The organism is Pseudomonas pergaminensis, from assembly GCF_024112395.2.
Lineage (GTDB): Bacteria > Pseudomonadota > Gammaproteobacteria > Pseudomonadales > Pseudomonadaceae > Aquipseudomonas > Aquipseudomonas pergaminensis.
In genome coordinates this window covers 3,502,391-3,518,470 of sequence record NZ_CP078013.2, presented here as the reverse complement: position 1 = coordinate 3,518,470, position 16,080 = coordinate 3,502,391, and the positions used below count along the sequence as shown (strand labels likewise).

Annotated in this window: 15 protein-coding genes, 1 tRNA gene and 2 pseudogenes; 8 read left to right on the top strand and 10 right to left on the bottom strand. The window is 59.7% G+C overall.

Translation table 11 applies throughout. The features are described 5' to 3' along the window. The first annotated feature begins 29 nt into the window (after nucleotides 1-29). Nucleotides 30-728, top strand: coding sequence for a hypothetical protein (locus KUA23_RS15895; RefSeq protein WP_078048567.1), 699 nt, complete (start codon nucleotides 30-32; stop codon nucleotides 726-728). Further along, nucleotides 728-1,318 (top strand): hypothetical protein, encoded by a 591-nt coding sequence (locus KUA23_RS15890; protein ID WP_252992374.1) that lies wholly within the window; start codon nucleotides 728-730, stop codon nucleotides 1,316-1,318. The genes KUA23_RS15895 and KUA23_RS15890 overlap by 1 nt, the downstream gene beginning before the upstream one ends. 60 nt (nucleotides 1,319-1,378) lie before the next feature. On the opposite strand, the gene KUA23_RS15885 is transcribed toward KUA23_RS15890, so the two are convergent. After that, nucleotides 1,379-1,984, bottom strand: coding sequence for a cysteine hydrolase family protein (locus tag KUA23_RS15885; protein WP_214496966.1), 606 nt, complete (start codon nucleotides 1,982-1,984; stop codon nucleotides 1,379-1,381). A gap of 251 nt (nucleotides 1,985-2,235) precedes the next feature. Here KUA23_RS15885 and KUA23_RS15880 point away from each other — a divergent pair, with 251 nt between their 5' ends. From KUA23_RS15880 to KUA23_RS15865, 4 genes are all read left to right on the top strand, one after another. Continuing rightward, entirely contained in the window at nucleotides 2,236-2,691 is a 456-nt protein-coding gene (locus tag KUA23_RS15880) for a hypothetical protein (protein ID WP_078048564.1), read from the top strand. After that, on the top strand, nucleotides 2,675-4,273 hold the full coding sequence (locus KUA23_RS15875) for a GMC oxidoreductase (protein WP_252992373.1): 1,599 nt from the start codon (nucleotides 2,675-2,677) through the stop codon (nucleotides 4,271-4,273). Before KUA23_RS15880 ends, KUA23_RS15875 begins: the two co-directional genes overlap by 17 nt. Nucleotides 4,274-4,290: 17 nt before the next feature. Next, on the top strand, nucleotides 4,291-5,517 hold the full coding sequence (locus KUA23_RS15870) for a hypothetical protein (RefSeq protein WP_252992372.1): 1,227 nt from the start codon (nucleotides 4,291-4,293) through the stop codon (nucleotides 5,515-5,517). 108 nt (nucleotides 5,518-5,625) lie between these two features. Then, nucleotides 5,626-5,823 carry a hypothetical protein gene (locus KUA23_RS15865; protein WP_252992371.1) on the top strand — a complete coding sequence of 66 codons (198 nt, stop codon included), beginning with the start codon at nucleotides 5,626-5,628 and terminating at the stop codon, nucleotides 5,821-5,823. Nucleotides 5,824-5,921: 98 nt separating this feature from the next. Here the strand turns inward: KUA23_RS15865 and KUA23_RS15860 are convergent, their stop codons facing one another. The 4 genes and pseudogenes from KUA23_RS15860 to KUA23_RS15845 form a co-directional block, all read right to left on the bottom strand. Next, on the bottom strand, nucleotides 5,922-6,203 hold the full coding sequence (locus tag KUA23_RS15860) for a hypothetical protein (RefSeq protein WP_252992370.1): 282 nt from the start codon (nucleotides 6,201-6,203) through the stop codon (nucleotides 5,922-5,924). A gap of 174 nt (nucleotides 6,204-6,377) precedes the next feature. Continuing rightward, a pseudogene (locus KUA23_RS15855) lies at nucleotides 6,378-7,392 on the bottom strand (alpha/beta fold hydrolase). 204 nt (nucleotides 7,393-7,596) lie between these two features. Then, nucleotides 7,597-7,683 (bottom strand) — tRNA-Leu (locus tag KUA23_RS15850). A 264-nt stretch (nucleotides 7,684-7,947) separates the two neighbouring features. Further along, the gene (locus KUA23_RS15845; protein WP_099492121.1) at nucleotides 7,948-8,229 is read right to left on the bottom strand and encodes a hypothetical protein; all 282 of its coding nucleotides are present in this window, start codon (nucleotides 8,227-8,229) and stop codon (nucleotides 7,948-7,950) included. A 197-nt stretch (nucleotides 8,230-8,426) separates the two neighbouring features. Between KUA23_RS15845 and KUA23_RS15840 the strand changes: the two are divergent. After that, a pseudogene (locus KUA23_RS15840) lies at nucleotides 8,427-8,900 on the top strand (GFA family protein). On the opposite strand, the gene KUA23_RS15835 reads toward KUA23_RS15840, so the two are convergent. Beyond that, a complete protein-coding gene (locus tag KUA23_RS15835; protein WP_100490595.1) occupies nucleotides 8,872-9,399 on the bottom strand; it encodes a DinB family protein in 528 nt (175 codons plus the stop codon). The pseudogene KUA23_RS15840 and the gene KUA23_RS15835 overlap by 29 nt on opposite strands. A 125-nt stretch (nucleotides 9,400-9,524) precedes the next feature. Here KUA23_RS15835 and KUA23_RS15830 point away from each other — a divergent pair, with 125 nt between their 5' ends. After that, complete coding sequence (locus tag KUA23_RS15830; RefSeq protein ID WP_252992367.1) at nucleotides 9,525-10,223, top strand: tellurite resistance TerB family protein; 699 nt, start codon at nucleotides 9,525-9,527, stop codon at nucleotides 10,221-10,223. A 1,109-nt stretch (nucleotides 10,224-11,332) separates the two neighbouring features. On the opposite strand, the gene KUA23_RS15825 is transcribed toward KUA23_RS15830, so the two are convergent. The 4 genes from KUA23_RS15825 to KUA23_RS15810 all read right to left on the bottom strand — a co-directional run bounded on the left by KUA23_RS15825 (nucleotide 11,333) and on the right by KUA23_RS15810 (nucleotide 15,831). Beyond that, a complete protein-coding gene (locus tag KUA23_RS15825) occupies nucleotides 11,333-12,154 on the bottom strand; it encodes a hypothetical protein (protein WP_214496973.1) in 822 nt (273 codons plus the stop codon). Between the two features lie 18 nt (nucleotides 12,155-12,172). Next, nucleotides 12,173-12,520 (bottom strand): DUF2493 domain-containing protein, encoded by a 348-nt coding sequence (locus tag KUA23_RS15820; protein ID WP_078048554.1) that lies wholly within the window; start codon nucleotides 12,518-12,520, stop codon nucleotides 12,173-12,175. A 65-nt stretch (nucleotides 12,521-12,585) separates the two neighbouring features. Next, nucleotides 12,586-15,300 carry a magnesium-translocating P-type ATPase gene (gene mgtA, locus KUA23_RS15815; RefSeq protein WP_252992366.1) on the bottom strand — a complete coding sequence of 905 codons (2,715 nt, stop codon included), beginning with the start codon at nucleotides 15,298-15,300 and terminating at the stop codon, nucleotides 12,586-12,588. 237 nt (nucleotides 15,301-15,537) lie between these two features. Further along, complete coding sequence (locus KUA23_RS15810; RefSeq protein WP_071488216.1) at nucleotides 15,538-15,831, bottom strand: hypothetical protein; 294 nt, start codon at nucleotides 15,829-15,831, stop codon at nucleotides 15,538-15,540. Nucleotides 15,832-16,080: the final 249 nt, after the last annotated feature.

The window sequence follows — 16,080 nt, the reverse complement described above, 5'->3', positions numbered from 1 at the left end:
TCCGCCTTCCACCGTTTCCAGGATTGCCAATGACTGCAACACGTCGTCTTGATTTGCTCGCGATCGAACGCGCACTGCGTGAGGTACAGGGCCGTTTTGCCCAGCTCAGCCGGGACTTCACCGAGCCACGCGACCCACTGACAGACGAAGTGCTGCAGAATGTACTTGAAGGCTATGCCCTGATTGACGACTATGTGGCGCGCGGTGTTGACCTGTTCGACCTCCAGCAGTTGAACCTGATGCTGGAGATCAATGCCACCGTGCTCTGCGGCACAGACCCGGTACGCAGGCGGGAATATGCCCAGCACCTGGCTGCCACCGAAGTGCATTTTTTCAACAATGTCGAGGGCGGCATCAAGGACCTGTACAACTGGTACTGCAAGCACCACAACGAATCAGTGTGGAAGCGGGCCGCCGGTGTCTATGTGCGGGTCCTCAGCAAGCCGCAGTTGTTCATTGAGGGCAACCACCGCAGTGGGTCGTTGATCGTCAGTTACCTGCTGATGCGCGAGGGGTTGGCGCCTTTCGTGTTGACGCTGGACAACGCCGAGGGCTATTTCAACCCGTCCTCGGTCATACGCAACTCGGCCAAGCACGGTGTCATGGCGTTGTACGAATTGCCCAAGATCAAGAAAAAATATGCGGCGTTCCTGGAAGATAAGGCCCCTGACCCCATGGGTTTTTTCCTCCGCGACGCACCAGCGCCCGCCTACCAGGGGGGCCAATGATGGGAAGGTTTTCAGTGCTCGACACAATCACGCGTGTGTTCAAGCGTCAGCGCATTCGTATTTCATTCGATATCGATGACACGTTGGCCTGCCAACTGCACCACAGCGCGACCGAACACAGCCGCTTGCCGGCCTGTGTGCACCGTTGGCTGGGTGAGCCGCTGCGCAGCGGCACCCGCTCCCTGACCCGCGAGCTGCGTCGCCAGGGCTGCAGTGTCTGGGTCTACACCTCGTCCGGTCGCACCCCGTCCTACATCCGTCGCTGGTTGCTGTTGTATGGCATCCACGTCGATGGCGTGGTCAACAGCGTGCGGCATAACCAGGCCCTCGCCGAGCGTGGGCTGACCAGCACGCCGTCGAAATTCCCACCGGCCTTCGACATTGACCTGCATGTCGATGACTCCGAGGGTGTGCAGCTTGAAGGCGTCGATCACGGTTTTCGCGTGGTAGTGGTGGACCCGCAAGACGAGCAATGGGCACAGCGTGTGCTGGATGCCGTCGCACAGGTCCAGGCCCAGCTTGCACGCCAGCAACCGCAGCGCCACAGGGTGCCGGTGCGGGCTTATCCGGGGCTGACGTTGAACGGTTGAGCGCAATAGCAGGCATCCAGCAAAAGGGGCGACTGATTGATCGGTCGCCCCTTTTTTTGCCTACTTGGCGCTCAAAGCGCCCAGGAACTCGGTATGCCGCAGTGCCTGGGAAAACATTGGCAAGGTGAAGTTCTCGGCAGCCTTTTGCTGCTCCTCGGTGAATGTCGCCGTGCAGTCGGTCAAGGTCACGACGTTGTAACCCTTCTCGTAGCCAGAGCGCACGGTGCCCTCGACACAGCAGTTGGTCAGAAACCCTGCCACCACCAGGTTGTGGATCCCGTTGTTGCGCAGCACCAGGTCCAGTCCCGTGGTCGCAAACCCATCCAGCCCGCGCTTGCCTTCCACGACGATGTCACCGGTTTCACGCGTAATTGCATCGGTGATCTCGGCCCCCCAACTGCCTGCGCGAAACGCGCTGCCGTCGGCAACGCCTTTGAGAATCCCATAGTCACGCGTGGTCAGTTCGGGGTAGCCATCGGCGAACTGGATCGGCAGGTGAATGATCTTGACGCCCAACTTGCGCGCCTGTTGCACCGTGGTCGCGGTGTTGGCCAGCATGTCGGACTGATGCATCACCTCTTTGACGGCGTCATGGAACACGCCCCCTGGTGTGGTGAAGTCGTTCTGGAACTCGATCAGGACAAGGGCGGTGGCGTTTGGATTCATGTCGGGTCTCCGATAGGGGGGATCATTGCGGGGTTTGGGCGTCTCGCTCCAGCATAGACGGGCTACAGCAGGGGTTCGACAGGCAATCCCTCTAGATCATGGCGTGTGGCCATTAGATTGGAATAAGGGTTATTACCAAACGTCAGTAGCCAAACATTACGTGTTCGCAGAGCATGAGTCGACGCCCGATCCTGTTGTAAGCGAATCGCGGCGCAGGGAACAACATACACTCCGGAAAAAGGAATCTCCGCATGGAACAAGACCAGATCAATGTGCTTTGGAGTTTGTTCGGTTTTATCGGCCAGAAGTGGGGCACCGCCGCCGATTGCCAAATGCCACAGCAGCAGTTTCAGCAAGCGCTGCAATGGCAAATGCAACGCGACCCCGCTTACCTGGGTTATTACCGGCAAACCATTGCCGAATACCAAGCGCTTCTCCAGCAATACCACACACCTACCTTTGCCCTGGCGGCGCTGATCAATCAAAACCCTTATTCATCCAGCAATCCTTCGCCGGTGGCCAACTACGTGCTGCTTGAATTCATGCGCTGGAATATCGCATTTGGAGGCTTCAAGACGTTCGGCTACATGAACTACAACGGCTGGATGGGCGGCGGGTCGTTTCTGAATAAACCACCACCTTATCGCGCGCTTAACATTCAGGCGCAGACCCAACCAGTGGGAGGCGATCATGGCCAAGGTGCGTAATGAATCAGCCAATATCGTGATCGTCGGCTCCGGCGTGGCTGGCAGCCTGATGGCAAGCCGGTTTGCAAACCACCCGGGCGTGGTCATTTTAGAAACCGGGCCAAGCATTCCCATGGGCGATCCCGGTTGGTGGTTTCATCATGTTGCACGAGGTGGCGGTACTGGCAATACCCCCTATGCCGCCTTTTACGACCAGGCGGCAGACTTCGATGCCACCGGAGCCAACCCCTGGAATATCCAGGGTGGGCGAATATTCGGCGCCGGCGGCACCATGCTGCATTGGGGGGGCTGGGTACCGCGCTTCAAACCTGAAGATTTTGCGCTTTACAGCAATACCGGGCAGGGCATCGATTGGCCATTTGGCTACGATCAGTTGGAACCGTTCTACAACCAGGCCGAGCGGTACTTGGGCGCCAGTGGTGACTCCAGCGACAATAATCCGCCCCGCAGCCAACCCTATCCCTATGGCGCAGCGCCTTATCCGATTTCGGCAGGGCCATTCATTCAGGCGTTTGCTCGCGTTCGCCCAGCCATAGGATTTGGGCATTTACCGGTGGCGCGCTATGGGCAGGCCAATGGAATGGGTGGCCCATGCCGCACCACAGGTACCTGCGACTACTGCCCGGTAGCGGGCCGTTTCACAGGTGACCAGCCGCTGGCCCTGCTGGCCGACAACCCCAACGTGAGCCTGCGCCTCGGAGCGGCTGTTACGGCGATCCGCATGGTCAACCGGCAACAGGTGGCGGGTGTTACCTACACAGATATGAACACGGGTGACACCGTGCTGTTGGACGCCCAGAACGTAATCCTGTGCAACGGCGCGTTTGAGATTCCCAAGTTGCTCCAGGCGTCCACATCGAGTTACTGGCCCAAGGGGATCGGTAACGACCGCGATCTGGTTGGCCGTTTTGTCAGTGCGACTCAATTTTTTTATGCCTCAGGTACTGCGCCCAACCCCCAGAAGTTTGAGGAAGAGTTGGGGTTCCCCAGCCTGTGTTCACGGACCTTCGACGCACCTCAGTACCAGAAGGACGGCAAGTTTTTCATATCGATGAACTATGAAACGCCCAATATCGATGTGGGCCTGATGATGGCTCAGGGCTATAGCGCCAGCCAGATTCGCGACGCTTGCACCGCGCCCGCCAAGTATCAACTGTATGGCAACCTGTCGGCGATCCCGCAGTTCAACAACCGGGTCTCCTGTGCAGTGGGTACTACCCGTTTCGGGTTGCCGCGCACCTCAATCTACACGCCTGACCCGTTGTTTGATCCCCTGAAAGCACAGATCTACGTGGATAAACTCAAGACCGTCCTGGCGCAAATGGGTTGCACCGATGTGGGGTGGGGCACTTACCCCCAACGGGGCGATCATGTGGCCTGCACCACGCGGATGGCCAACGACCCCAACCTGGGGGTGGTTAACCCTCAGTTGCAAGTGTTTGGCGTGGATAACCTTTACATCGTCAGCAACAGTGTCATGCCCACGCTGCCTGCGGCCAATCCAACGCTGACCCTGGTGGCTTTGGCGATGAAGGCAATGGGCAGCGACACTGCGCTGGCACGCTTGGCAAAATCGGCTTGATCGAAAGGAGTCTGAGCATGTGGCAGTTCCAGAGCATCAATAACCCGTCTGGCGCGGCGCTGTGGTTCAGCGACGGCGAGCCGTTGAGTGTGATTCGCGGAGGTAAAGGTGTATCCAGCCGCTTGATCGTGGAGGGGCAGGGCTTTCTTGACGTGACCGACTTCCAGAATGGCTTTCCGAATGGGCCGGTCATGGATTTCGTCAACCTCAATGGCCAGGTCGTCGACTACACACCCAGCCCCAGCGTCGATCTCACGCTGAGCCTGCCTGGAAATGGCGTATTCAGCGTCACCCAGGCCAGCAAGGGCATCACGTTGTCGGGTCAGTTGAAACCCTTGCCGGATATTGCCGCAGCCGACGTCGCATATTTCAACCAATTGATCGCGGACAACTACGTTCCTTATCAGAACATTCCCGATGCGCCTGGCAAAACCACCGCGCAGATAACGGCGCTGGGGCTGCAACTGTTTCCGTTCACGCCTTATAGCTTCCAGCTCGCGATGGCCGTGTATGACTGGACGACGGCGTCTTTTACCCGCCTGGTGCTAATGAAAATATTTGAATACACCAGCGTCGGTACCGCGCCTTATCCGCTTGATCAAGCGAGCATCGCCGAGGCGATCTGGGCGTCCAACTGGGGGACTTATACGCCTCAAAATGTGGACTACATGAGGTCGTTCTTGATGGTGCCAGCCAACTCCCTGCAAAACGTCGAGAGCCAGTTGGCGCAAGTCGCCACTGCCTTGCAAACGTTCAGTGCGGTCGAAAACCGCCTGCTGTGTGCTGCGTTCCAGTCCTTGCCACGCACCAGTATTGTGAGCGAGCCCCAGTTGTTCAGCGGGCAAGTCGATATTGCTCAGTTGGGCACCGAACATTTCGGTATTGAGTTCCAGCAATGCCCACTTAACGAGGGGCCCGTGGGCACGCCTTTGCAGATCCCGTTGGAAGCCGCATTGGACACGTATATCCAGGTCGGCCAGGTCATCACCACCAAGATGGTCTGGAGTTTCGGCAGTTCGCTGACGGAAGCGATGCAGTACCAGAACGGCATCATTCTGATCGCGAACCCGCCGAATAATGCCTGGGTCTGGGACACGGTCAGTTACATCACCGCGCTGTCGGATGACCCTATCAAAATTGAATACACCTTCGCCCCGGGCAGCTCGTTTGAAGTGCTGGCTGTTGCGCAGGCGACCGTGCAGGGCAAAGAGGTCTGGAGTATTACCTTGCAACCACTGGTTTGACCTGGGGCCGTGTCTTTTCACCATTCGTCTAATGCTGGGCACTCCGGCTGCCGTGACGCCTCTGACTAGTAAGCGCGGATAACCCGAGCGTCTGAGTGGAGAGCCAGTATGGACATCAATGAAAACGCCCCAGGGAACATTTCACAGCAGGCCGTGACCCGCGGCACAGACAACGAGACCGGGCATGATCCAAAGCGTGACGAGGATAATATCCCGCTCCCGCCGGACGACGATGCGCCACTCGAAGAAGACATGTCGGACGTGGATGCTGCCGACTCGGTTGCGAGCGAGCATCCCGAGAACTGATAAGCCTGTGGACACAAAAATCCCGACCTTGACGTCGGGATTTTTGTGTCCACAGGGCGGCTGCTCTTCAGCGTACAGCGACGGCGGCCTTCGGCGGCTCAGTCATCCACGGTAAACGTCACCCAGCCAGGGCCATCGGCTGATTTTTCGATCTCGGCGATCACACCGCCGACCGACGTACCGTCCGGCAAGGTGACCACCACAGCGTTGGGGTGGGCGGGCCATTGAAGGGGGGCGTCGAAACTCAGGCGCGCGATGGTCGGCTTGCCGCTGCTGGTCAGTTGAATATTCACCGCCTCATTGAGCAGTTCGTCCGAGTGCGTACCCATGTGACGGGATGCAGTGATGACGCTGGCAATACCCTGGTAATCGTAAGACATGACGGCTGACCTTTCTGGGTGGGTCGCGGACTCATCCGCAGGGGGGGCTGGAGAAGGCAACGGGTGCGGCCTGGGCAGTTGGCTGCTGATGAGTAGAGGGTGCCGGGCTTCAGATCGTTCCCTTGCGTCCAACCCGATTCAGGTTCCAGATCACCCGAAAGCAGTGCAACGCTGCTAGCCTTTTGCCTTTAACCAAGCACTGATGGCCTCAACCAGTTCTGCCTTGCACTCCACCGGCAACCAGTGCCCGCCGGGTAGGCTGGTCACGGTGAGGTCTGCGCAGGCCGCGCGCATTGGCTCGCCCAACTGATTGCCCTTGATGGTATTCATCGGGTCGTAATCGCCGTTCACAAACAGGACGGGCAACGACAGGCGGCCGCCATTGAGTGACCGATTGGCATAATCGACGTTGGCTGCGTCGTTTAAATACCATGCGCAGGGCGCGCGGAAACCATGCGTCTCGAACGTCTGGACCAGTGCAGCGAAGTCCGCCGCGGGCCAGAGCGCGAGGTCTGGTTGAGTGGGTGGGGCCTGGTGCGCTTGGCCAAACCGCCCACCTTTGCGGGTCACTTCGGCATTGGATGCAACCTTGGCGATGCTTGCCGGATCGCCTCGCCGATAAATCGACGCCAACGAGGCAGCTTTATCCGCATCCAGGTCAGCGACAGCGGACGCAAAGTGCGTGTTGTAGTAGCGGTAATAGTCCCATTGACCGTCTGGGTACAGGTCCTCTGGATAGATCGCGCGATCAACCAGAGGGACCAGCGTCGGCAACGCGTTCGTCGTCGGGAAGTAGGGCACCGATACCAGCACAACGCCGCGGCTGCGCTGCGGCTTCATGAGCGACCAGTTCGCCCGCTACGACACTGCCCCAATCGTGGCCCACCCAAATGGCGGGCAGGCCACCGAGATGGTCATGCAGTGCTGCCATGTCCGCCACGATGTTTTCAAGGGTGTACGCTTTGACGTCTGCTGGCGAAGATGAACGACCATAGCCGCGCATGTCCGGTGCAATGCAATGCCATCCTTCGGCAGCGAAGGCTTCCATCTGCGCGCGCCAGATCAGGCTTATCTCCGGCCAGCCGTGCAGGAATATCATCAACGGCCCCTCGACCGGGCCCGACGCCAGATAGTGCGTCGTATGGCGAGGCGTGCTGAAGATGTGCGAAGTCAGTGTGGAAGTGGACAAAGGATCTCCTCAGGCTACGCCGGTAGCTAATCGCGAGGCGGTAGGCGGCATAAGCGTACTACTTTTTAGCACTCTGTCTTCCACCCGAAAACCTACCCTTGGACTCAGCAGAGAGCCGATGGAGTGCCAGAAACGAAAAAACCCGCCAAGCGGCGGGTTTTAAAGGGTTTCACGGACTTTACTGGCTGTCAGTGAAACAAGAGATGGTGCCCGAACCCGGAATCGAACCGGGACGCCCTTACGAGCGGGGGATTTTAAGTCCCATGCGTCTACCAGTTTCGCCATTCGGGCGGCAGCGCGTTGTTGCAGGGTTGGGAATATATAGATCCAGGCGCTTAGGCGCAAGGTCGAACGGTGGCTTTGTTGCATTGCGAGGCCGACGAAAAAGCTTGCTAGATCAGTGATCTAGCAAACTTTTCGGCGGTAGATCGGATAATGCCTATTGTCCCGCGCAAATGCGCTTGGTCTCACAGGCCAATGCGACATCGCTCGTCGAAGGCAGTTTGGGTGTGAGGGCGCAAGTGCCCTCACTCCGGGCCAATGTGCATCAATGGCCTAAACGAATGGCTGCCCACTGAAACCACGTGGCAGGCGCTGCAAGCCAGGCAGGTCGGTGAGGCGTTGTGTCCAGGCACTGCGCCAATCAATTGCGGTGTGGGTCTTGGCTTTGCGGTTGGCGCGGCGGGCGGCGTTGCGCTGGGTGCGGCGCGCTTCCTTGTAGGCTTCGGTGTTGCGGCAGGTGCGGCATTTGACCCGGTTCAGCTCGGTGCTGGAAGGGAGGTTGGTGCCGTGGTGGCCACAGGCTAAGTGTCCTGCGACCTTGAAGTGAATGACCATGTAAGCGTCTCCTTCTTGGGGTACGCGCATCGGTAGACCCACAATGCGCGCGGGGAGGGCGGGAGGTAATAATTCCCGGCACCTGGGATTTCGACCCCTGCGGCGAGACAGGGTTCGGTTTTGTTTTGCAAGCCTGTTCAACCCTGGGGCGGGACGCTAACCTGCCACGCACCCCCATCAATAAAAAGGAAGCCATGATGAGCGTCGACACCCCGCCACGTGAAGGCAGCTGTCGCTGTGAGCGTGTGCGTTTCAGCGTGAGTGCCGCCCCGGTGATGACCATGGCGTGCCATTGCACCGGTTGCCAGAAGATGTCCTCCAGCGCGTTTTCCCTGAGCGCGTTGATTCCCGCCAGCGCGTTCACGGTCACCCAGGGTTGCCCGGTGATTGGCGGCCTGCACGGCGCAGACCGCCACTAATTTTGCCCGCACTGCATGAGCTGGCTGTTCACGCGCCCTCATGGCATCGATGAATTCGTCAATGTGCGCGCCACCTTGCTGGATAACGCGAACAGTTACGTGCCGTTCATGGAGACCTGGACCCGCGAAAAACTGCCCTGGGTCTCCACGCGGGCGGTTGAAAGTTTTGAACAGTTGCCCGAGCCCCAAGCATTTGCGCGCTTGCTGCAGGCGTATGCCGAGTTCAGTCAATCAGCGCCAGTAAATCCGTAGTCCCCACATCCAGCCCCGCCTGGGTCAGCAAGGTGGTTGCCTGGCCCCGGTGGTGGGTCTGGTGATTGAAGAAATGCACCAGCAGGCTGAAGAAGTCTTTATCGGCCGCGGTACCGCGCATGTTGTGGTAGTGCAAGCGATGATCCAGGTCGGATTCTTGCACGCTCTGGGCCCAGTCGATGATGAGCTGGTCCAGCCAGGCACGCCGGGTGGCAAGCTCGCGGATATTGGCAAACGCCACCTGCTTCAGGTCGACCGGTGTGGCGATGGCACTCAACGGAGCCAGTGCCGGGTAGCCCACCGGATGCTGGGCAAACCGCTTGAGCCAGACCGTGTCGCCCAAGGCCAGGTGGTTGAGCGTGCCGAGTATCGAGCCGAAAAAAGCCTGTCGGTCCATCGACAATTGCGCGTCCGACAGCGTGCTGGCCGCGTCGTAGAGCTTGCGGTTCATCCACTGGTTGTAGCTGGCCATCAATCCGATGTGCTCAATGCGGTTCACTTGGGTGTTCTCTCGAAGGCACGGTGTCGTCATGATAGGCCGTGCCCGCCCGGCGGTCATGGTGTTCCGGCAGTAGCGGGCTATGGTTGTTAGACGCCAATACTGCACCCTGGGAGGGTGACACCATGAACACCAGCGATTTACTCGAGCAACTCTTGCGTGCCGGGCAAGGGAGCGGTGCTTCTTCAGGCGGTTTGGGTGGGCTGCTCGGCGGCCTGTTGAAAGGCACCAGCACCGGCAATGCGTCGGCGGGTGGCGGTTTGGGTGGTTTAGGTGGTCTGCTGGGAGGCCTGGGCGGCATGTTGGGTGGTGCCGCCAATGGCCGTCCTGCCCAGGGGCGCTCTAGCGGCATGAATTACGCGGCGTTGGCATCCTTGGGCATGGCGGCCTTCCAGGCCTACCAAGCCTGGCAGCGCCAGCAAGCCAATGCGCCGCAGCAAGCCTTCCAGACCGTCGACCAGCTTGACGGCCCCGCCGCCGAGGCTCATAGCCATGCCGTATTACGCGCCTTGATCGCTGCCGCCAAAGCGGATGGGTGCATTGATGAAAAAGAGCAGCAACTGATTTCCAGTGAACTGGGCCGGCATACCGACGATCCGCAACTGAAGCAATGGCTTGAAACCGAAGTCGCCAAACCCCTGGATGCCGCGGATTTCGCCGAATTTGCCAGCGACCCTGCCGTGGCAGCGGAAGTCTATCTGGCCAGTGTGATGCTGGTGGATGATCAACAGGATGCCGAGCGCAATTACCTCGACGACCTGGCGGGGCAGCTGCAGATCGACCCGCAGTTGCAGCTGCACCTGGAACAACAGGCCAAGGCCTGACTGAAATGAGAGCGTCCAGATGAAGCCGGGACGAATGTGGGTGCTGGTTTGCCTGCGATAGCGGATAAACATCCAACCCTGTCGTTGAATGAACGATCGCCATCGCTGGTAAGCCAGCTCCTACAAAACCGCGTACCCACCCCGTACCCACGATGCGAAGCGAGCCGCTCTTGATCGTGATCTTGATCTGGCTTTTGATCTCGCTTTTGATCTTGTTTTTGATCTTAGGCGCCCCGTCAAACACGCTGGCCGGAATTCGACAGGGATTTGGGGGGTAAACCGGCAGGGATGCCGGTTTAGCCGCCCCGCGCCATGGATGGCGCGTGGCGGCGGCCCCCCAAATCCCTGTCGGATTACGGGCACACCGAGCCTAAGCGAGGTGCCGAGTGTTGGGGCAAGAGCCTTTTGCTTACTTTTGGGCTTTTCAAAAGTGAGCCGCTGTAAGAGCGGAACCATAAGCAGCCGTTACCCAAATAACGGATATGTACACCGCACCACCGCCTTCGCAGGCAAGCCAGCTCCCACATTTTTGGATCGCGGGGTGACAGTTAGTTTGTGGTCGACTGTCACGTCGCTTTCGCAGGCAAGCCAGCTCCCACATTTTTGGATCGCGGGGTGACAGTTAGACTGTGGTCGGCTGTCAGGCCGCTTTCGCAGGCAAGCCAGCTCCCACATTTTTGGATCGCGGGGGTGACAGTTAGATTGTGGCGGCTGTCAGGCCGCTTTCGCAGGCAAGCCAGCTCCCACATTTGGATCGCGGGGGTGACAGTTAGATTGTGGTCGGCTGTCAGGCCGCCTTCGCAGGCAAGCCAGCTCCCACATTTTGGATCGCGGGGGTGACAGTTAGATTGTGGCGGCTGTCAGGCCGCCTTCGCAGGCAAGCCAGCTCCCACATTTTGGATCGCGGGGGTGACAGTTAGATTGTGGTGGCTGACAGGCCGCCATCGCAGGCAAGCCAGCTTCCACATTTGGATCGCGGGGTGACAGTTAGATTGTGGCGGCTGTCAGGCCGCTTTCGCAGGCAAGCCAGCTCCCACATTTGGATCGCGGGGTGACAGTTAGAGAGTGCGCCTTCGCGGGCAAGCGAGCACACAGGTGCTGCCAAGCCACTAGAAACGCAACGTAGCACCGGTGGTCAACCACTGCGCGCGCTCGCCGATCAGGCTTCGCCCGACCACCAGGTCAATGTCGACAAACTCGCCCAAGTGAAACCTAGGTCCGGCCTGCCACGCCTGATCGCCGCCTTCCTGGCCATAACGCTCGGCGATCAGCGTCAACACCGGTGCCACCTGGTACTCAACGCCGCTGCCCCAGGTCAGGCGATGTTGTTGGTCACCGTCGTTATAGGCATGCGACCAGCCGGCGTTCAGGTTCAGTCGCAGGGCCTCCAACGGCTGCCAGGTCAGCGGGACGTTGAAGTCGGCGCCATCAAAACCGTGCCGGCGGTCCAGCGCAAAATGCGCGCCGGCTGCCACGGCCATTTCCAGACCCAAGTCTTCCCGTGACCACACCTGGGCCTTGAGCTGCGGGCTCACCTGCGTTTCGCCCTGGCCCGTATGGGTGGCGCGCGACACCGCCGCGCCCCATTGCATCCAGGGCATTGTGGCGAACGTGCAGGCCGGTGACAGCGTTTCAGTGTGGGTACTGCCATCGTGTCGGTTGGCGGTGTACCAGGCATCGACGTTGCATTCGCCTGGCGCGTTGATTGCGCCGTCGTCGACCACATAGGCACCGCCGGCCGCGTGGGCCTTCGACAGCAAGGCAATCGCCAACAGAATGCCCAGGGTCAGCCCGATAAAGATCAAGTTGCGTTGCAGTGCGCGACGTTTGGCCGCCGGCAACAACAATAAGGTGTGGCGTGCGCCTCGATAGTGGCGGGCACGGTATTTGGCAAACCCGTCCTGGCGCTCGGGCGTGTGTTTTTTGTGCATGATGCACCTCGCTTGAATTCAGTTTTCTACGGTCAGCACCGAAATGCCGCTGGCTTTGGCCTGGCAGACCAGTTCGCAGGTGTCGTCCCCGCCCGGCAGGGCGATGACCACGTCGGGGCGGCTATCGGTCAGCATGAAATGGTTGCGCTGGCGTTCAGCCTGCTTGCCGTGGCGTTGCCAATTGGGCGGGTAGCGCACTACGTCGATGCCCAGTTCCCGCGCCCATTCCTCGACGTCACTGCCAAGGAATTGGTTGCCGCCGTGGATCAATACCTGCACCGGGCGCAGGCGGTGGTAAGCGTCCAGCACCTGGCGGGACATTTTGGTGTCGGCGTAATGACGACCTGCACAGATCAAGACGCGCATAGGGTGTTTCCTTGTAGTGCACGGTGGCGGCCGGGCGACCGCCACCGTTTAAACGGCGGGGGAGATCAGTACCACTGCTTGAAGCGGCGGATGTAGATCGTCTTCATCAGTTGGGCCACGCAGCAGTAGCTGAGCAGGGTGCCCACCAGCCATGGGAAGTAGGCCATCGGCAACGGTTGCAGGCCCACCAGGGTGCCCAGCGGCGAGAACGGCACATAGATCCCCAGTACGATCACCACGCAGGTCATCATCAACACCGGCCACGCGGCGGTGCTCTGGAAGAATGGGACCTTGCGGGTGCGCAACATGTGCACCACCAGGGTTTGCGAGAGCAGGCCCTCGATGAACCAGCCGGACTGGAACAGGGTCTGCATCTCGACGCTGTTGGCGGCGAACACGTACCACATCAGCGCAAAGGTGGTGATGTCGAAGATCGAGGAAGTCGGCCCGATCCAGATCATGAAGCGGCCGATGTTTTTCGCATCCCACTTGCGCGGCTTGGCCAGGTATTCCTTGTCCATCTTGTCCCATGGCAACGCCAGCTGGGAGATGTCGTACATCAGGTTCTGCAGCAGCAGGTGGATCGACAGCATCGGCAGGAACGGAATGAACGCACTGGCCACCAGCACCGAGAACACGTTGCCGAAGTTGGAGCTGGCGGTCATGTTCAGGTACTTCATGATATTGCCGAAGGTTTCGCGGCCCTTGAGCACACCTTCTTCCAGCACCATCAGGCTCTTTTCCAGCAGGATGATATCGGCTGATTCCTTGGCGATATCGGTGGCGGTGTCGACCGAGATTCCCACGTCGGCATCACGCAGCGCCGGTGCATCGTTGATCCCGTCACCGAGGAAGCCCACGGTGTGGCCGTTGGCTTGCAGCGCCTTGAGCACCCGGGATTTCTGCAGCGGTGTCAGCTTGGCAAACACGGTACGTTCTTCCACGCGGCGCAGCAGCGTCGCGTCGTCCATCGCTTCGATTTCGGTGCCCAGCAACGGCTGGCCTGGATCGAGGCCGACCTGGCGGCAGATCTTGCTGGTGACCACGGCGTTATCGCCGGTGAGCACTTTGATCGCCACGCCAATCTGTTGCAGCGCGGCAATCGCAGGGCCGGCGGTTTCCTTCGGTGGATCAAGGAAGGTCAGGAAGCCCTGAATCACCAGGTTGCGCTCATCGGCCGTGGTGTACTGCTGACGCGCCAGGGATTTAGGGATGTGACGGGTCGCCACTACCAGCACGCGGAAACCGTCCTCGTTGTAGTCGTTGGCGATCGCCAGCAGTTCCTCGCGGCGACGATCATCCAGTGGCACCGCAGCGCCGGCTTCCATCACATGCGTGGAAATGCTCAGCATCTCTTCCACGGCGCCTTTGCACACCAGCAGTTGATCGTCGGCGGCATCCTTGACCACGATCGACAGGCGACGGCGGACGAAGTCGAACGGCAACTCATCCACTTTGCTATAGGCAAACGGCACCTGGAACTTCGGATTACGTTCCGAGAACTCCACCACCGCCTGGTCCATCAGGTTTTTCATGCCGCTCTGGTGATGGCTGTTGAGCCAGGCCAGGGACAGCACGGCGTCGTCACGTTGGCCGAAGGCGTTGACGTGGTGTTCGAGGATGATCTTGTCCTGGGTCAGGGTGCCGGTCTTGTCGGTGCACAGCACATCCATCGAACCGAAGTTCTGGATCGCGTTGAGGCGCTTGACCACCACTTTGCGCTTGGCCATGGCCGTGGCGCCCTTGGCCAGGTTGGCGCTGACGATCATCGGCAGCATTTCCGGGGTGAGGCCTACGGCAACTGCCAGGGCAAACAGGAACGCATCCCCCCAATCACCCTTGGAGAAGCCATTGAGCAGGAACACGATCGGCACCATCACCAGCATGAAGCGGATCAGCAACCAACTGACGCTGTTCACGCCGCGGTCGAACGCGGTTTGCACCCGCGAGCCGACAATCGCCTTGGCCAGGGAGCCAAAGTAGGTGCGTGCCCCGGTGGCCACGACGACAGCCTGTGCCCGACCGCTGACCACGTTGGTGCCCATGAAGCAGATGTTGGGCAGGTCCAGCAGGTTGCCCTGGTCGGCGGCCATGGCGCTGGCGGATTTCTGTGTGACATCGCCGAGGGTGTCGTACTTTTCCACCGGCAAGGCTTCGCCGGTCAGCACCGCCTGGCTGATGAACAGGTCACGGGACTCGATCAGGCGGATATCGGCCGGGATCATGTCGCCGGCCGACAGCTGCACGATATCGCCGGCCACCAGCTCGCGCATCGGCACTTCACGCAGGGTCGGTTGCGAGCCCACTTGCTCACGGCGCAGCACGGTGGCCGTGGTGCGGACCATGGCCTTGAGGGCTTCGGCGGATTTGGCCGAGCGGTGTTCCTGCCAGAAGCGCAGCAGGCTGCTGAGCAATACCATGGTCATGATGATGATGACTTTGGTCGGGTCGGCGTCTTCGCCTTCCTGCATCGGCAGCCAGCAGTCAGTGAAGAAGCTGATACCGCCCAGGGTCAGCAGCACATAGATGAATGGGTTGTTCAGTGCCTGCAGGAACTGCACGATGGCGTGAGGCGGCTTGTCATGGGCAACTTCGTTGTAGCCTTCGCGTTGCAGGCGCGCCTGGGCGTCCAGCTCGGTGAGGCCGTCCTTGGTGGCGCGGACGTTGGCCAAGGTGGCCGACAATCCGTTCTGGGCTTCGCGGGCGGCGCGCATCGACAGTCTGGTGTCGGTGTGGCTGCTGCTCTTTTTGTTCAATGGGGCGTTTTTTACGGCGCTCATGGTGTGTGCTCCTGTCGCCAATTTTTCGACAAAACATACCCGTTACCGGCCTGATGACAGGCGAGCGAAAGCATGCCGAGTCGCTAACTTCGCGATCGGTTTAAATAAGGTGTTCACATAACTTCTACAGTGCCCGCTAACAGCGCGTTAATTAATTAGCGCGCAGCGGGCTACTACTGGACGTGTTCATAAAAGAACGCCAGAACAATAATCAGGAAGTTGCTGTTTCCAGCCGGGTCAGGCGGCGCGAGCGCTCACATACAGACCGAGCATCAAGCTGGCCTTGGCCAGGCTGGAAACCTTGGGTCTCTGTGGGTCTTGAGGGTCGGCGTGATCCCAGTGCTGGACCAGTTGGCCACTGTCAGGGCAGATACGCCAATGCGCCAGCGGGTAGGCCGGGCGCACTTGGGGGGAGGGTGCAGCAAAGGTTGAGCGGGTAGGCGAAAAACCCACAGGCTCACGGCACAGCTTGGCACGCAGGGCGGCCGCGAGTGTGCGTACATCGGGCAAAGCAAGGGTTAGCAAGGTCATAACACACCTCGGGACCGGACAAGCGACCGGCGAGGCAGTTACGGTGGAGCATCAAGCTCTAGCGCAGCTTACCGGACCGGGGAGGCGAGTCCTGTCATGTTCTGGGTTTGGCGCCCGATGCCCGCCAAGGCGGTGCTCGGACAGCGACTAGATACTGTGTCCATTGGCTTCTTTTGTGAGGTTTAAAAAAGGCCCCAGTTGCAGGCACGGGCAATCTACTCAGGGCGATGCAGGATGTCAACGCTTAAT

Coding starts and splice junctions, on each gene's coding strand:
- KUA23_RS15885 (WP_214496966.1), bottom strand. CDS start 1,984: ATGAATCCAAACGCCACCGCCCTTGTCCTGATCGAGTTCCAGAACGAC.
- KUA23_RS15830 (WP_252992367.1), top strand. CDS start 9,525: ATGAACACCAGCGATTTACTCGAGCAACTCTTGCGTGCCGGGCAAGGG.
- mgtA (WP_252992366.1), bottom strand. CDS start 15,300: ATGAGCGCCGTAAAAAACGCCCCATTGAACAAAAAGAGCAGCAGCCAC.
- KUA23_RS15880 (WP_078048564.1), top strand. CDS start 2,236: ATGGAACAAGACCAGATCAATGTGCTTTGGAGTTTGTTCGGTTTTATC.
- KUA23_RS15825 (WP_214496973.1), bottom strand. CDS start 12,154: ATGCACAAAAAACACACGCCCGAGCGCCAGGACGGGTTTGCCAAATAC.
- KUA23_RS15860 (WP_252992370.1), bottom strand. CDS start 6,203: ATGTCTTACGATTACCAGGGTATTGCCAGCGTCATCACTGCATCCCGT.
- KUA23_RS15890 (WP_252992374.1), top strand. CDS start 728: ATGGGAAGGTTTTCAGTGCTCGACACAATCACGCGTGTGTTCAAGCGT.
- KUA23_RS15875 (WP_252992373.1), top strand. CDS start 2,675: ATGGCCAAGGTGCGTAATGAATCAGCCAATATCGTGATCGTCGGCTCC.
- KUA23_RS15845 (WP_099492121.1), bottom strand. CDS start 8,229: ATGGTCATTCACTTCAAGGTCGCAGGACACTTAGCCTGTGGCCACCAC.
- KUA23_RS15895 (WP_078048567.1), top strand. CDS start 30: ATGACTGCAACACGTCGTCTTGATTTGCTCGCGATCGAACGCGCACTG.
- KUA23_RS15870 (WP_252992372.1), top strand. CDS start 4,291: ATGTGGCAGTTCCAGAGCATCAATAACCCGTCTGGCGCGGCGCTGTGG.
- KUA23_RS15810 (WP_071488216.1), bottom strand. CDS start 15,831: ATGACCTTGCTAACCCTTGCTTTGCCCGATGTACGCACACTCGCGGCC.
- KUA23_RS15865 (WP_252992371.1), top strand. CDS start 5,626: ATGGACATCAATGAAAACGCCCCAGGGAACATTTCACAGCAGGCCGTG.
- KUA23_RS15820 (WP_078048554.1), bottom strand. CDS start 12,520: ATGCGCGTCTTGATCTGTGCAGGTCGTCATTACGCCGACACCAAAATG.